Source organism: Streptococcus sanguinis SK355, from assembly GCF_000212855.1.
GTDB lineage: Bacteria > Bacillota > Bacilli > Lactobacillales > Streptococcaceae > Streptococcus > Streptococcus sanguinis_A.
Genome location: NZ_GL890993.1, coordinates 2288232 through 2302653 on the forward strand (window position 1 = coordinate 2288232; position 14422 = coordinate 2302653).

General features: G+C 39.8%; 15 protein-coding genes. 5 read left to right on the forward strand and 10 right to left on the reverse strand.

Annotated features, from left to right (window positions below):
* Positions 1-272: 272 nt before the first annotated feature.
* Positions 273-1613 (reverse strand): hemolysin family protein, encoded by a 1341-nt coding sequence (locus HMPREF9389_RS00435; protein ID WP_002931356.1) that lies wholly within the window; start codon positions 1611-1613, stop codon positions 273-275.
* Between the two features lie 151 nt (positions 1614-1764).
* Positions 1765-2889 carry an AI-2E family transporter gene (locus HMPREF9389_RS00430; protein WP_002931357.1) on the reverse strand — a complete coding sequence of 375 codons (1125 nt, stop codon included), beginning with the start codon at positions 2887-2889 and terminating at the stop codon, positions 1765-1767.
* 74 nt (positions 2890-2963) lie between these two features.
* Here HMPREF9389_RS00430 and HMPREF9389_RS00425 point away from each other — a divergent pair, with 74 nt between their 5' ends.
* The 5 genes from HMPREF9389_RS00425 to HMPREF9389_RS00405 all read left to right on the forward strand — a co-directional run bounded on the left by HMPREF9389_RS00425 (position 2964) and on the right by HMPREF9389_RS00405 (position 8194).
* On the forward strand, positions 2964-3758 hold the full coding sequence (locus HMPREF9389_RS00425) for an ABC transporter ATP-binding protein (RefSeq protein WP_002931358.1): 795 nt from the start codon (positions 2964-2966) through the stop codon (positions 3756-3758).
* Positions 3755-5317, forward strand: a complete 1563-nt coding sequence (locus HMPREF9389_RS00420; RefSeq protein ID WP_002931359.1) for a hypothetical protein — start codon at positions 3755-3757, stop codon at positions 5315-5317. Before HMPREF9389_RS00425 ends, HMPREF9389_RS00420 begins: the two co-directional genes overlap by 4 nt.
* Before the next feature lie 111 nt (positions 5318-5428).
* Positions 5429-5803, forward strand: a complete 375-nt coding sequence (locus tag HMPREF9389_RS00415; RefSeq protein ID WP_002931360.1) for a hypothetical protein — start codon at positions 5429-5431, stop codon at positions 5801-5803.
* A 118-nt stretch (positions 5804-5921) separates the two neighbouring features.
* On the forward strand, positions 5922-6686 hold the full coding sequence (locus HMPREF9389_RS00410; RefSeq protein WP_002931361.1) for a class I SAM-dependent methyltransferase: 765 nt from the start codon (positions 5922-5924) through the stop codon (positions 6684-6686).
* Between the two features lie 449 nt (positions 6687-7135).
* Positions 7136-8194, forward strand: coding sequence for a DMT family transporter (locus HMPREF9389_RS00405; RefSeq protein WP_002931363.1), 1059 nt, complete (start codon positions 7136-7138; stop codon positions 8192-8194).
* A gap of 481 nt (positions 8195-8675) precedes the next feature.
* Here the strand turns inward: HMPREF9389_RS00405 and HMPREF9389_RS00400 are convergent, their stop codons facing one another.
* The 8 genes from HMPREF9389_RS00400 to HMPREF9389_RS00365 all read right to left on the reverse strand — a co-directional run bounded on the left by HMPREF9389_RS00400 (position 8676) and on the right by HMPREF9389_RS00365 (position 14382).
* Positions 8676-9452 carry an ABC transporter permease gene (locus tag HMPREF9389_RS00400; protein ID WP_002931364.1) on the reverse strand — a complete coding sequence of 259 codons (777 nt, stop codon included), beginning with the start codon at positions 9450-9452 and terminating at the stop codon, positions 8676-8678.
* Complete coding sequence (locus tag HMPREF9389_RS00395; protein WP_002931365.1) at positions 9439-10392, reverse strand: ABC transporter ATP-binding protein; 954 nt, start codon at positions 10390-10392, stop codon at positions 9439-9441. The genes HMPREF9389_RS00400 and HMPREF9389_RS00395 overlap by 14 nt, the downstream gene beginning before the upstream one ends.
* On the reverse strand, positions 10392-10988 hold the full coding sequence (locus HMPREF9389_RS00390) for a TetR/AcrR family transcriptional regulator (RefSeq protein ID WP_002931368.1): 597 nt from the start codon (positions 10986-10988) through the stop codon (positions 10392-10394). Before HMPREF9389_RS00390 ends, HMPREF9389_RS00395 begins: the two co-directional genes overlap by 1 nt.
* Before the next feature lie 240 nt (positions 10989-11228).
* Positions 11229-11780 carry a class I SAM-dependent methyltransferase gene (locus HMPREF9389_RS00385; RefSeq protein ID WP_002931372.1) on the reverse strand — a complete coding sequence of 184 codons (552 nt, stop codon included), beginning with the start codon at positions 11778-11780 and terminating at the stop codon, positions 11229-11231.
* The gene (locus HMPREF9389_RS00380) at positions 11774-12721 is read right to left on the reverse strand and encodes a TIGR01212 family radical SAM protein (protein ID WP_002931375.1); all 948 of its coding nucleotides are present in this window, start codon (positions 12719-12721) and stop codon (positions 11774-11776) included. Before HMPREF9389_RS00380 ends, HMPREF9389_RS00385 begins: the two co-directional genes overlap by 7 nt.
* 59 nt (positions 12722-12780) lie before the next feature.
* Positions 12781-13089: an MGMT family protein gene (locus HMPREF9389_RS00375; RefSeq protein WP_002931377.1), complete on the reverse strand. Its 309-nt coding sequence runs from the start codon at positions 13087-13089 to the stop codon at positions 12781-12783.
* Between the two features lie 95 nt (positions 13090-13184).
* Positions 13185-13835: a phosphatase PAP2 family protein gene (locus HMPREF9389_RS00370; protein ID WP_002931381.1), complete on the reverse strand. Its 651-nt coding sequence runs from the start codon at positions 13833-13835 to the stop codon at positions 13185-13187.
* Positions 13825-14382 carry an ECF transporter S component gene (locus HMPREF9389_RS00365; RefSeq protein ID WP_002931383.1) on the reverse strand — a complete coding sequence of 186 codons (558 nt, stop codon included), beginning with the start codon at positions 14380-14382 and terminating at the stop codon, positions 13825-13827. The genes HMPREF9389_RS00370 and HMPREF9389_RS00365 overlap by 11 nt, the downstream gene beginning before the upstream one ends.
* Between the last annotated feature and the right edge of the window lie 40 nt (positions 14383-14422).

Below are 14422 nucleotides of genomic sequence, written 5' to 3' on the forward strand. Positions count from 1 at the left end.
GCGACAAAGAGCCTCAAAATTTCTTTTTACTTGTTTTAGGAGATTTATATGAAAAAATTAGTTAAGGGTTTCTGCTGCTTTTTAAACGTTACTGATTCTTATTACTTCCTTTCCTACTTTTGCGCCTGTGAGAATGTCAAAACTTGCTTATCATATAAGGTAACTTTAGATGTCATTGGACTGTCCTCATTTCTATTTTGATGGTATTAGTATAATCCCAGAAACTTAAGGCAGACTTATAAAAAACTTGAAGGAAACTTAAAAGGCTGAGTTTATTTCTCAGCCTTTTCTACTTCTTCAATAATTTCAGAAATTTCAACCTTAACCTTCGTAACACGGCCATTTTTAACCTTGTCATTGGTCAAAATGAGTTGCTTATTCTGACTTTCGGCTTCGTAGCTAATGCGTTCTTTCGGGTCTGGAATAGTCCCTACACAAGTCAAGTAATAACCAGCTATCGTATCCACATCGTCGCTTTCGATTTCAACTTCAAAGTATTCATTAAAGTCATTGAGGGTCATGGTTCCTAAGACGATGTAGGTATTCTCACCGATTTCATGGACTTCAATCTCAGCCTTGTCAGTCTCATCGTCTATCTCACCGACAATCTCCTCCAAGAGGTCTTCCAGCGTGACCAGACCAGCCATTCCGCCATACTCATCCAAGAGAATCGCCATTTGGTTTTGCGTATTACGTAACTCCTTGAGCAAATCATCGACAAACATAGTTTCCGGTACAAAGAGCGGTTCCTGCAGGATTTTACGCAGAACGATATTGTCAAAACCATTGATGAATCCTTCATTGAGCAGTCGCTTGGTATGAATCAGACCGATGACATTGTCCTTATCCCCATCATAGACAGGAATCCGCGAGAAGCTCTGTTTGAGAATGCTTTCGATGATTTCCTTGGTATCGCCCTGAATGTCCACCATAAAAGCATCCGTCCGCGGCACCATTAGTTCACGCGCCATCAGCTCATCCAGAGAGAAAATCCCCTGCAGCATCTCAATCTCGTCCGCATCCAAGGTCTCTTCGCTCTTAGTCAGCATATACTCAATCTCGTCCCGGGTCATCTTTTCGTCTGCATCATCAAACTTCATCGGCGTTATTCGACTCAGCAGGTTGGTTGAAGCTGACAGCAACCAGACGAAGGGGCTGACAATCTTACCAAGAAAAATAATGACTGGTGCAGCCCGTACAGCTAGATTGTCTTTCAGGTTCATGGCAATGCGCTTAGGATAAAGCTCCCCCAAAACAATGGAAATATATGTCAATAAAATCAGGGCTAAGAAAGTTCCGATAGCACGTGCAGTTTCGGAATTTCCCATCCAAGAAGAGAAAAGTTTCCCCAGATTATCCGCAAAGCTGGCCCCAGACAGGATATTGATAACCGTAATCCCAACCTGAATAGTTGATAAGAAGTTATTGGGGCTTTCCAAGACAGCTAAGAGCCGGATATACTTGAGGTCGCCCTCTTCAGCCTTTTGCTCCACACGCGCCCGATTGAGCGATACCATTGCCATCTCAGCAGCTGAGAAAAAGGCATTTAACAAAGTCAATATAAACAGTAGTAAGGCTTGCCATAACATATTCTGACTGCCAGGGTCTTCCATCGATTCTTTCTCCTCGAAATGTATAAGTAAATCTGATTATATCATATTTTTAAATTTAGTGCACAGGAAATGAAAATAAGACGGAAGTTCCCTCTTCCGTCTTATTTTCTAGTCTTGAGACTCTGGAATCAATCGATTCCGAAACTCATCCTTATTTATTAATAATCCCAAACTCTTCGTTCTTCTTCTGCTCTTGAGCTTCCTTGTGATTGTCATAGAGGTTAGCCAAGAACTTAACGATTTCTTTAAGGATAGAATAGGTCGGGATTGCAACAATCATCCCCAGCACGCCATAGATATTGCTGGATAAGAGCAAGAGCACCATGATGGTAATAGGATGGACCTTCATCACACCGCCAACGATACGGGGATAGAGGATATTGCCATCGACCTGTTGGATAATCAGCATGTAAATCAAGGCCGCCACCATCTTCTGAGGATCGGTAAAGGTATAAGTAATGACCATAGGAATCAAGCCGATACTCGGTCCTACATAGGGGATTAGATTAGCCAGACTGGAGAAAATAGCAAAGACCAAAGCGTACTTGAGTCCAATGACGCTATAGCCAATATAAGCCAGAGCACCGATTATCAGGGCATCGATTGAAATCCCGCTGATATAGCGGGCAACAGTAGCATTGAGATTGGTCAGCAAGCTGGAGATATTGAGCTTATCGCGCTTGAGGACTGTCCGCTCCAGCATGGGCAAAAGCTTATGGCCGTCCATGAGGAAGTAAACCAAGAAAATCGGCGTCATAATTAAAATCATCAGCGTATTGACAACTGCTGAAAGAACGCTCCCCAGACTGTTGGTCACACTGTTAAGGATATTTTGCAGAATGTCCACATAAGACAGGTTGAGCTGCTGGATGGTGGACTGGATATTCAAATTCCGAAAGACCGGATTTTTAGATAATTGATTGACAAAACTTTGAATTTCCCAATAAAGGCCTTGTGTGGAATTAATTAAGCTGCTCAGCTGATTAATCAAAATCGGCAAGAGGTAAATAACGCCTAAAGCAATCAAGCCAAACAAAAGACTGAGTGTAATCAGAATCCCAATCACTCGGTTGATTTTGAGCTTATCCTGGAGAAATTTCACCAGCGGATTCGTAATATAGTAAAGAAATCCTCCCACAAGAAAGGGAATCAAGATTGTATTCACAACGCTAACAATCGGGGTTATCATATCCCCCATCTGGCGCCAGATAAAGAAAATAATCGTTAGCAAAAGGACCTCACTGGTCCAAAACATCAGCTTACTTTTATGAAACATTTGACTCCTCCTATCAGTTATTTTACCATAAATTTTGTTATAATAAAGGAGATTTAACGAAAGAAAGAGTAAAAATGGAAAAGATTATCAAACTGGAAAATGTAAGCTTAGCTAAACAAGGCCGAACCATCTTAAAAGATCTCAACTGGCAGGTGAAAAAGGGGGAGCATTGGGCTATTCTCGGTCTCAACGGTTCTGGAAAGTCTACTCTTCTGCGCTTGCTCATGGCTGAACATTGGAAGACCCAGGGTAAGGTAACAGTTCTCGGTACTGAATTTGGTGCCGGCGACATTCCTCAGCTGCGAACTAGGATTGGAGTGGTCGGCTCATTCATTGCTGAGCGCCTGCCCAGCCATCTCACTGCCGAAGGAATCGTCCTAACAGGCAAGTACAAAAGCAGTATTCTCTATGCTCCTTACGGGCAAACTGAGCTGAATCAAGCTAGGGAAATGCTGGCTTCCATTGGCGGGCAAGAATTGATTGGCAGAAGCTACGCCAGTCTGTCTCAAGGGGAAAAGCAGCTCTTACTGATTGCGCGCAGTCTCATGGAAAAGCCAGAACTGCTTATCTTAGACGAAGCGACCAGCGGTCTGGATCTCTTTGCCCGCGAGCGCCTGCTGGATCAAATTGGTAAGATTACACAGATGAATCAGGCTCCAACCATCCTCTATGTAACCCACCATGTAGAGGAAATCACTGCTGCTATGGATCATGTCCTGCTCCTAAAAGAAGGCCAAATCATAGCCCAAGGTCCTAAAAAAGAAATTTTTCAAAAAGTAATCATGGATCGATTCTATCCTCAGCCAGTCGAGCTGATTGAGCTGGGAGAAGACCGCTATTTCGTCAAGGTGGAGGTCAGTTCGTCATGAAGCAATTTTCTAACACAATCTTCAACCTGGGCTATTTTCTGATTCTGACCATGACTGCGATTGCCTTGCTTTTCCTGTCTGGGCAGATTCTGCTGTCCCATACTTACATCCCTTTGAGGATTGCTGAGGGGGTCCAATTCGTCAGTAATCCTTGGTATTTCTACCCTATCCTCCTGCTCTTTCTCCTCAGCCTCTTTTTAATCCGGCCCCTGTTGGAAAAGGTTCAGACCAAGCATCTTTTTTGGATCCTGTCCCTCATCTTTATAGTAGCAGCAATTTTTCTGATAACTGCCTACGATGGCCGCATCCGAGCTGACGCCAAGCACGTTTTCAATGCAGCGCTGGCCTTTAACCGAGGAGATTACAGCTCACTGACGACCGTCGGAAGCTACATGTATCGCAATCCCCATCAGCTAGGACTGATGACTCTGGAGCGACTTTATGCTTTTATTTCTCCGACGACTCAGTTTGCCTTTAGCATGAATGTCGTCTGGACTTTACTCAGTCATTTCTTGATTTACAAGATTACAGCTCTCCTCAATGCCAGAGAAATGATTCAGAAATACACGATTCTGCTGACTTTTCTCTTTCTACCACAGCTATTTTTCGTCCTCTTTGTCTACGGTACCATTCCTGGACTCTTCTTCTGTCTGCTCAGTCTCTATGCTTTTATCAAGCTGGACCAGAAAGGAAACCTGCTCTATGCCTTGCTGGGAGCTGCCAGCATCAGTCTGGCCTGCCTCCTGCGCAACAACTACATCATCTTTGCCATTATGCTGATCGGCGTCTACTTCCTGTCCGTTTTTTATAAATGGTCTTGGAAGAAACCACTGACTATCATCCTGATTTTAGCCGGCATCGTTCTTTCAAACAAGGGTCTGACGGCCTACTATGAGCAGCTGATCGGAGGCAAGATAGGTGTCGGCACACCAAAAATCGCCTACATCACTATGGGCCTGCGGGATGATCCTAATCGGCAGAGTCTGGGAGGCTGGTACGATGCCTACAATACCAAGATTCTCAAGCGCAACAAGTACGATGAAAATTTGGCAACAGAAATGGCCACTCGGGATTTGAAGGATATCCTGATTCACTTCAGCAAGCATCCTGCTTATGCGCTCAAATTCTTCTACGAAAAGGTCAAGTCTACCTGGACTGAACCGACCTTTCAGTCTATCTGGACTGGACCGCAGATTGAGCGCCAGCAATACATGAAGCCAACTGTCTTGCGCAGCATTTATGAGGAAAGAAAGGGTTATCAGATTGTTAATTTCCTGCTCTTGACCCTGCTAGCCAGTATCTATCTGCTCGCCTGTTTCTTTATTCTACATAAATTTTTCGTCGCCGAGGAAAAGCTGACGCCTTTTGACCTCTATCCCTTCATCTTTCTCTTGGGGGGCGGCCTCTTCCACTTCTTCTGGGAAACCAAGAGCCAGTATGTCTATATCTATGTTCTCCTTCTCATCCCTTCCGCCGCTCAATCCTTAGTCGACCTGAGCGATTGGTGGAAGAACAAAGGAAAAGGGAAATCAACAGACCAGCTTGAGAAAAACCTATAAAACTTGAACACTTGCTAAGAATTTGTTATAATTTTATAGGAACATTAAGTGAGACAAAGTTGAATTTGTAATTAAAATTTTTTGTATTTTGCGAAGGGAGAATAGCGATTTATGTTTTCAATATTAGGTGCAGTATTATTTGGAGTTATAGCAATTATGACAGTTCTTGTTGCTTGCGGTCTGCCTTTGGGCGAATATACAATGGGTGGACAACATAAAATCTTACCTAAAAAATTTAGACTTGCGGCAGTCATTTCGGTGGCTATCCAAATTTTTGCCATGATCATTATTTTGCAAGCTGGAGGTTTGCTTCCTTTGTGGCTGTCTTTTAAGGTGACTAAATATATTTGTTTCTTCTTTGCCGCTTACCTATCCTTGAATACGATTATGAACATGATTTCAAAAAGTAAGAAAGAAAAATATGTTATGACTCCGATTTCACTTGTAGCCGGAATATGTTTTTGGATAACAGCATTTCAGATGTAGTATGTAAGCGAGGATCATCTATAGTGAGTCAAATTGGAATTTGTAGAGGTGAGAAAAATGCAATGGCAACATATTCAACTTAAATCTAAATAATATAAAATTACGAGGAGATTATAAGATGAACAATTATATAAAATTAAATGAAGATAGATGGAATAATGTACAAAATGATTATACTGAGCCATTGACACACGAAGAATTAGAAGAAGTTAGAAATAATCCAATTTCTGTTGCATTAACTGTTGGGAAAAAAGTTCCGAAAGAATGGTTTGAAAAAGCCAACGGAAAAAAGATATTAGGTTTAGCTTGTGGTGGTGGACAGCAGGGTCCAATTTTTGCTATAAAAGGTTATGATGTAACCATAATGGATTTTTCTAAATCACAATTACAAAGAGATAAGATGGTTGCTAAAAGAGAAGGCTTAAAAATCAACACAGTTCAAGGCGATATGACAAAACCATTTCCATTTGAAAATGAAACTTTTGATATTATTTTTAATCCGGTTTCAAATGTATATATAGAAGATTTAGAAAACATGTATAAAGAAGCCTCTCGAGTATTGAAAAAGGGTGGACTATTAATGGTCGGATTTATGAACCCTTGGATATACATGTACGATGCTGACATTGTATGGGACAAACCCGATGAAGAATTACTTTTAAAGTTTTCAATACCTTTTAATTCAAAAGAGCTTGAAGAGGAAGGCAAAATAACCATAAATCCAGAATATGGATATGAATTTAGCCATACCTTAGAAACTCAGATTAGAGGACAACTTAAAAATGGTCTCGCTATGATAGATTTTTATGAATCATGTGATAAAAGACATAGATTATCACGTTATGGAAATGACTATATAGCTACACTCTGCATTAAACTATAATATTATAGAAAACACTTAAGGAGAATAGCCCATTTTATTTTCCTTAAGGCTTAAAATCTAAAAATCCCAGTTTGTCTAATTGAATCAAAGAATGTTTAAAACAGTAAATCAAAAAGTTTTACTGTTTTTTGCTCATTTTTCCAAAATAAAAGAGTCAGTAATTTTTGAATCAAGAAAATCGCAATAACTGGAATAAAGCAACCCTAACAGGCATTTTGAAGAGGCAAGAGTATTGATGCGATGTAGTCAAAGTCAAAACCGAAATTCTATATTAAATGGAAAGAGCTAAAAGTGTTAGAAATTGTTTAGAGACACTAGTAAAAGAAAATAGAGGACTAACACAGGTTAAGAAGCAAGAGCTAGGGCTCTAACATTAAGTAAATATATGATATAATAGTAAAAATGTTTAGGGAAGCGAATTAGAATATACAGAGCAAAGGGGATGACAAATGTTGAAGCAGAAAACAAAGACGAGTGCAGTTATATTAGCACTGTTAGCAGCTGGATTTTATGCAATTAACACGCCATTTTCAAAAGTTCTTTTGAATAATGTTACACCAACTTTTATTGCCGCTTTTCTTTATCTTGGTGCTGGTCTTGGCGTTGGAATAATGTATTTATTTCACATAAAAAAAGAGAAAAAATCAGAGAGACTTACAAAGCAGGATTTACCTTATACAATCGGAATGATTGGATTAGATATAGCCGCCCCTATATTTTTAATGATAGGTATAAAAATGGGAACAGCATCTAATGCGTCACTCCTTGGTAATTTTGAAATTGTGGCGACTGCGTTAATGGCATTACTGTTTTTCAAGGAGAAGGTATCAAGAAAGCTGTGGATTGCCATTGGATTTATTACGCTATCTAGTATTGTTTTGTCATTTGAGGGAAGTGATAGTTTCCAGTTTTCTATAGGTTCTTTTTTTGTGATACTGGCAACCTGTTGCTGGGGACTTGAGAATAACTGTACAAGAAAGATGTCAGATAAAAGCACATATGAGATTGTTTTGCTAAAAGGCATTTTTTCTGGCGGAGGTTCATTTACTATTGCATTGCTACTTGGCGAAAAGATTCCAGAAATGAAATACATTGCCGAAGTTATGCTATTAGGATTTGTAGCATACGGATTAAGTATTTTTCTTTATATAAGAGCGCAAAGAGACTTAGGTGCAGCTAAGACAAGTTCTTTTTATGCTATAGCACCATTTGTGGGATCATTTTTAGCCTTTGCAGTAAATGGAGAAAAATTGGCTCTAGAATATTTTATAGGGCTGGCTCTGATGTTGCTAGGAACTGTATTCGTAGTATATGACACTATGATACAGCAGCATCTTCATGAGCATACGCATACGATTGTTCATACACATAACGGCGTGACACATACTCATGTAATCACTCATGAACATGAGCATAAGCACTTCGGAAATGAGGAGAGGCATAATCACAAACACGAAGATTATATAAATAGCCAGGAACATAAATTGGCTCATGCGAATGGATTATAAATCCCAGTTTGTCTAATTGAATCAAAGAATGTTTAAAACAGTAAATCGCAATGGTTTACTGCTTTTTTGCTCATTTTGAGAAATCATAACCACCCGTGAAAACGAGTGGCTTGTACACCGGCTATAAGCCGTTTCTCTCTAGCGACGTCTAAAGACGTTCGCTGAACTTCTTTTAGGTTAATGCTATGATTACTTGACTAATTCCCGTAAAAATAGGCTTTTATCTTATTCTAAAACTGCCATCTGAGAACGCTTTGACACTTAACTTGTCAAAGACAAGGTCATTTTTTCCCAATCGCGTATATATTTAGAAACTATCTTTTCATTTAGGCCAACGATATTCACATAGTCCCCTCTCCCCCAAAACTTTCGATTGTCATAATATAACCCCTCTTGTTTTTCAATCTGAACAGGAGGGGTTGTTTTGAATCGAAATGAATAAGACTTAGCCTTGTGTTATTAGCATTCTTATCACTTCATTTTAATCGTAATCAGCATACCTCCACCAAGCTATTGTTGTGATAAGACCTAGAATACTTACCCCAAATAAACTGACAATGCTCCCAAAATTCAATAATGCTTTTCCTGCAATACCACTTGCGAGTGCAGGAATCGCCCATGGAATATACTTCCCAAAGTTAAGAGCAGAACCAAGCTGAGAAAAAATAATAGTAAAAATGATAAATGCCAATGGAGACAAATAGCCCCGGCCTAAACAAGCAAAAAATGCTACTGGAGTAGAGAGTATGATCGTAAGAGTAGTACAAAAACCAAAAGTAAGTATACCTTTGAAAATCACCGTTAAGTTCCCACCATCAAGTCCAATCAGATTGCCAGCTAATAATCCCAATAAAAGTGCAAAAATTGATAGAATATAGCTCCATAGAGCGATAACGATAAATTTGGATAATACGATTGTATCTCTTTTTATCGGGAGTGCTAATAGGTCTATCATAGTTTTATCAGAATATTCTCTACCAAAAACCCAAGATGCTGTAAATCCAAAAATGAGCAATCCCCCAACAGAAATGACTTGTGATATGGTCATTAAGTACGACGACCAGTCTGTTATCCTCATCATTTCCATTTTTGCAGAAATCAAACCAAGATTTTTAAAATTCTCTGGATATTTCATCATAGTTGCAAACAGCCCAACAATAAAAGGAACTAAACAGATAGAACAAGCAGTTACGATGGAAAGTTTTGATTTTATTAACTTTTTCCATTCAATTAAAATACAGGAACTAAGCTTTTTCATTCGAGATTCCTCCGTGATAGTCATTCAGTATTCTTAAGAAATAATGTTCTAAATCTTCTTTCTCAACAGCCAGCGATTTGGGTGGATAACCTTCATGAACCAGCAATGTAGCAATTTCTTCCGGATATTCCACAGATTTTGTATCAGTTAATTCTAAAAAATTGATATTATTTTCTGTGTCTGATTGAATGTTTACATGATAGCCATGGTTAGATAATACTTCTTTCATAGCCTTATTATTAGAACCACTTACTAGTAACTTCTTTTCTAAGTACTGTTCTAATTCACTGCTTTCAACTTCTCTTATAAGTCTGCCCTCATGTATAATGACTATTCTAGTAGCAATTTTAGATATTTCTTCCAGATTATGACTTGAAATAAGAACAGTTGTACCTAGATTATTTGCCAATTCCTTTAACAGTTCTCTCACTTCAATAACTCCAAAAGGATCTAATCCATTTGTTGGCTCATCAAGAATTAGGATTTTAGGTTTATGAATAATCGCTTTTGCAATTCCTAAACGCGCAATATTTCCTAAAGAAAGATGCTTCTCCTGTTTATGTTCATATTGCTTTAATTTTAATTTCTCAATTACCCAGTCAATATTATCTTTATTAACCCCTCTTAATTTACTAACGATTTCTAAATTTTCTCTCACAGTTAAGTCTGGATAAGAATAAGGTGTCTCAATAATATAACCTATTTCATTTCGAAGTTCTAAATTACTCAGATCTAACTTTTTTCCTTGAATATAACATTCTCCTGATGTAGATTTTATCAATCCTAGCATCATTCTCATCGTCGTTGTTTTCCCTGCACCATTCAGTCCTAAAAAACCTACTATTTCACCACTTTTTATTGATATATTCAAGTTATTGACAACATTTTTTGTTCCATATCTTTTAGAAAGGTTTGCGGTTCTAATTGCTTCTTTCACCATTACCTATCCTCCTTAGTAATTTGCTCAACAATTCCTTGTATGACTAACTTCAATGTAGTATCAAATTGTTCTTCACCGATTTCCTCGATGTGTAATATAGTCATAGCAATCGTTCTAAATAAAGCAGAGACGATTTCTACCGATACATTTTCTCTAATGTTGATTCGGGATACAATTTTTTTAACCATCCTATCATCTATCAGATGATGATTTGTTATCGCCTCTTTTGGTAATTTTCTTACGAGTAATTCCATTTCATGATTTTTAAATATGGTATACATAAATGAATAGCGAAAATCTTGATAAAAATCATAAAGTAACTGTACCAGACGATTTGTATCTATCTTGACTTCCATACCTAATTGTTCAGTCAGGCGATTCATAACATCTATTTGATATTCTTCTAAGACCGTAAAAAATAACATTTCTTTTGAAGAATAAAAATTATAAAAAGAACCTTTGGAAATATCTACCATTGCTGCCATCTGGTCAACTGTGGTTTTCTTAACCCCATATCTTTGAAGGCATTCTTTTGCAACTTTATGTAATTTCTTTCTAATAATTTCTTTTTCTTCGCTAGTAAAAGCAGTAGCCATAACTTCCTCCTAAAAACTCTATGACGTTTTTTGGTTTTACAGTCATAGATTATCATATAAACTAAAAAATGTCAAAAGTCTTATATCTTTTTTGTAAGAAAATATAAGACTTTACATTTACACACACCATAATTTTCTTCTTTTAGACCTAGTTATTTGATTTTCACGATTTAAAAAAATAAAGATACAGTACTGAAAGCTCCTATTATCTGGTTTTTCTCTCTGTATCCTTATTGTATATCAAGCTTCTTCTCTCAATTTTTCAATCATGACCAAGAAAGGCGGGTTGTTAATCTGGTTGATGGTCTTGTAGAGGGCAACAGTGAAGTCCTGCTGGGACAGCTGACTGACGAAGTCTAGCACTGCATCTTTTTCAACTTCGCCACCTTCATGCCCATAGTAAATCATGATAGCTGCGCGACCGCCTTTTTCTAAGCCTAGACAGACCTTTTCCAAAGCTTCCAGCGTCGTATCAGGTCGGGTAATAACAGACTTGTCCGCAGAAGGTAGGTAGCCCAGATTAAAAATAGCAGCCTTAAAATGGTCTAGGTATTGGTCCAGCGTCTCATGCCCAGCTAAGATTAGCTGGGCATTGTCCAAGCCAGCTTCTGCCAAGCGCTGGCGGGTCTTTTCCACAGCTTGCTCCTGAATGTCAAAAGCATAGACTTGCTTGGCCAACTTAGCCAGAAAGAGGGTGTCATGCCCATTCCCCATGGTAGCATCCACCACGGTATCTTCCTTGGTCACGACTTCTGCCAAAAAGGCATGGGCCATCTGTAAGGGTCTTAACATACGAATCTCTGCTCCTTTGCTTTACAGCCTTGTTTGCTGCCACGGCGACGCATTTCTGTCTCAATGGCATTGAGAACTTCCCATTTATTGAGGCTCCACATGGGACCAATCAACATATCCCGCGGAGCATCACCTGTGATACGGTGGATGACGATATGCTCGGGGATAATCTCCAGTTGGTCGCAGACGATAGAGACATACTCCTCCTGACTGAGCAGCTGCAGTCGCCCCTCATGATAATCCCGCTGCATACGGGTATTAGTCATCAAGTGAAGTAGGTGGAGCTTGATCCCTTGAATGTCATTATCGGTCACACAGCGGCGGACATTCTCTAGCATCATGTCATGGGTCTCACCCGGCAGGCCGTTGATCAAGTGAGAGACAATCTCCGCCTTGGGAGCCAACTTACGGACTCGCTGGACCGTCTCCACATAGAGCTCATAAGAATGGGCACGATTAATCAAATCTGAAGTCTCCTCATAGGTAGTCTGAAGCCCCAGCTCTACAGTCACGTGCATGCGCTCAGACAGTTCAGCCAAGTAGGCGATGGTCTCATCAGGCAAACAGTCCGGCCGAGTCCCGATATTGAGTCCAACGACACCTGGCTCGTTAATAGCTTGCTCATAGCGCTCACGGATTACTTCAAGCTTCTCATGGGTATTGGTGAAGTTCTGGAAATAGACCAGATACTTGCGAACATCTGGCCACTTTCGGTGCATAAAGTCAATTTCCTTATAGAACTGCTCGCGAATGGGCGCATCTGGTGCCACAATGGCATCACCAGAACCCGAAACGGTACAGAAGGTACAGCCTCCATGCGCTACCGTACCATCCCGATTGGGACAGTCAAAACCCGCATCAATAGGCACCTTAAAAGTCTTTTCACCAAAAAGTTTTCGATAATAATCATTCAAAGAATTGTAAGATTTCATACCTTTCATTCTACCACAAAAAAGACCTGAGAAACAAAAAATCCCTCTTTCACAGAGAAAGAAGGAAATCACCGTTCCCACAAATAGACTTTCAAATCCACACAGCCATTAGCCTTCAAGTCCACTCCCTCCGCCCAAAGCAAGTGCCTTTGGTCTTCCCAGCCAGGTGCGAGGCGCCCTGCTACATTGACCACCCGATGACAAGGATGTACACCGCCATAAAGTTCCGACTGACTGAGAATCTTTCCCACCAAGCGGGCATTTTTTGGCCGACCAATCAAACGGGCAATCTGGCCATAGGTCGCTACGCGCCCAGAGGGAATGCTATCTACTACTACCAAAACAGCATTGATGAGTTCTTGATTCAAATTGGACATTCTGACCTCCTAATCTTGTTTGCTCCTATCTTAAAGAAAGGGATTTTCTTTGTCAAGACAAAAAGGCCAGCAAAGCCAACCTTTCTCATCTATGTTTATTTCTGCTTTCCCTTGAAACGCCACTGAAAACGCAGCTTGTCATAAAAGGGAAATTCGATATTGAGAATGGCAAAGCCCATCAAGGCTCCTCCGATTACATCCGTCGGATAGTGCACACCCAGATAGACTCTGGATGCCATAACAGTGAAGATATAGACCAGAAGCAAACCTTGTACCAAGCGCTTGATTTTTTGGTTTTGAATCCGTTGCTGAGCGATAATAATCAAGGTCCCAAGAACAATGGCTGTCGCCATGGAATGTCCGCTCGGGAAAGAATAACCTCCCTCTTCGACCAAATGCGAAAGACTCGGCCGGCTTCTATGGTAAACGAGTTTAATCAGCTTAATCAAAATCCCATGTAAGACCAGATTTCCCGCTAGCAAGGCAGCTTCTAGCTTCCATTTTTTATAAAGGAAAAACAGGACAAGAGCTGAAACCCAGATGATAATCCCCATCGGATCAATCACACTGGTCACTAGTTTGAAAAATGTCGTCAAAGCTGCAGGCAAGTCTCCCCTCAGCCAGGTCTGAATCGGGGTGTCAAAGCTGGTCAGTTGCTCAGGATAAAACTTGACCATGTAGCCTAGCATGACGAAAAGTAAAAGGGCAAAAGAGCCCTTTGTTAGATAAGATTGTTTATTTTTCATAGCGTTTTAGAACAGGCTGTAAGAGTTTGTAAATCAGCCAAAAGACTAGAGCCCAGATTACTCCTTCTAATAGATTAAAGGGGACAATCATGGTCAGCAGATACTTGGACAGGCCATATGTTTTATAAATATCAAAACCAGCAAATCTCGCAAAGAGAGGAACTGCATAAATGACATTTAAAACGATCATAGTTACAGTTAGACCAAGCGTTGCTACCAGAGAAGCCTTCACATAGTCAGACAAGTTTTTCCTTTTTTTCCATAAGAGTGCAAAAGCAGAAACAAATACAGCTACTGCCAATATATTCATGGGGAGACCGATAAGAGTGCCTATACCATGATTATTCAAAGCTAGCTTTAAGACAGAGCGAATCAAGAGCACTGCCAGAGAGCTTTTTAAATCCAAGACCACCAAAGCCAGTAAAATCGGAATAATTGAAAAATCCAACTTTAGAAACTCGGTTATCAAGGGAATCTCATAAAGCATGAGTAGAAATGATAAAGCAGATAAAACTGCTACAATCGCCAACTTACGAGTATTTGTCATCACAGGTTCCTCCAATTTATAAAAATTAGAGAAGCCGGAA

What these genes read in the sequence shown, in the direction of transcription:
- HMPREF9389_RS00435 (WP_002931356.1), bottom strand. Translation starts at nt 1,613, where the DNA reads ATGGAAGACCCTGGCAGTCAGAATATGTTATGGCAAGCCTTACTACTG.
- HMPREF9389_RS00430 (WP_002931357.1), bottom strand. Translation starts at nt 2,889, where the DNA reads ATGTTTCATAAAAGTAAGCTGATGTTTTGGACCAGTGAGGTCCTTTTG.
- HMPREF9389_RS00425 (WP_002931358.1), top strand. Translation starts at nt 2,964, where the DNA reads ATGGAAAAGATTATCAAACTGGAAAATGTAAGCTTAGCTAAACAAGGC.
- HMPREF9389_RS00420 (WP_002931359.1), top strand. Translation starts at nt 3,755, where the DNA reads ATGAAGCAATTTTCTAACACAATCTTCAACCTGGGCTATTTTCTGATT.
- HMPREF9389_RS00415 (WP_002931360.1), top strand. Translation starts at nt 5,429, where the DNA reads ATGTTTTCAATATTAGGTGCAGTATTATTTGGAGTTATAGCAATTATG.
- HMPREF9389_RS00410 (WP_002931361.1), top strand. Translation starts at nt 5,922, where the DNA reads ATGAACAATTATATAAAATTAAATGAAGATAGATGGAATAATGTACAA.
- HMPREF9389_RS00405 (WP_002931363.1), top strand. Translation starts at nt 7,136, where the DNA reads ATGTTGAAGCAGAAAACAAAGACGAGTGCAGTTATATTAGCACTGTTA.
- HMPREF9389_RS00400 (WP_002931364.1), bottom strand. Translation starts at nt 9,452, where the DNA reads ATGAAAAAGCTTAGTTCCTGTATTTTAATTGAATGGAAAAAGTTAATA.
- HMPREF9389_RS00395 (WP_002931365.1), bottom strand. Translation starts at nt 10,392, where the DNA reads ATGGTGAAAGAAGCAATTAGAACCGCAAACCTTTCTAAAAGATATGGA.
- HMPREF9389_RS00390 (WP_002931368.1), bottom strand. Translation starts at nt 10,988, where the DNA reads ATGGCTACTGCTTTTACTAGCGAAGAAAAAGAAATTATTAGAAAGAAA.
- HMPREF9389_RS00385 (WP_002931372.1), bottom strand. Translation starts at nt 11,780, where the DNA reads ATGTTAAGACCCTTACAGATGGCCCATGCCTTTTTGGCAGAAGTCGTG.
- HMPREF9389_RS00380 (WP_002931375.1), bottom strand. Translation starts at nt 12,721, where the DNA reads ATGAAAGGTATGAAATCTTACAATTCTTTGAATGATTATTATCGAAAA.
- HMPREF9389_RS00375 (WP_002931377.1), bottom strand. Translation starts at nt 13,089, where the DNA reads ATGTCCAATTTGAATCAAGAACTCATCAATGCTGTTTTGGTAGTAGTA.
- HMPREF9389_RS00370 (WP_002931381.1), bottom strand. Translation starts at nt 13,835, where the DNA reads ATGAAAAATAAACAATCTTATCTAACAAAGGGCTCTTTTGCCCTTTTA.
- HMPREF9389_RS00365 (WP_002931383.1), bottom strand. Translation starts at nt 14,382, where the DNA reads ATGACAAATACTCGTAAGTTGGCGATTGTAGCAGTTTTATCTGCTTTA.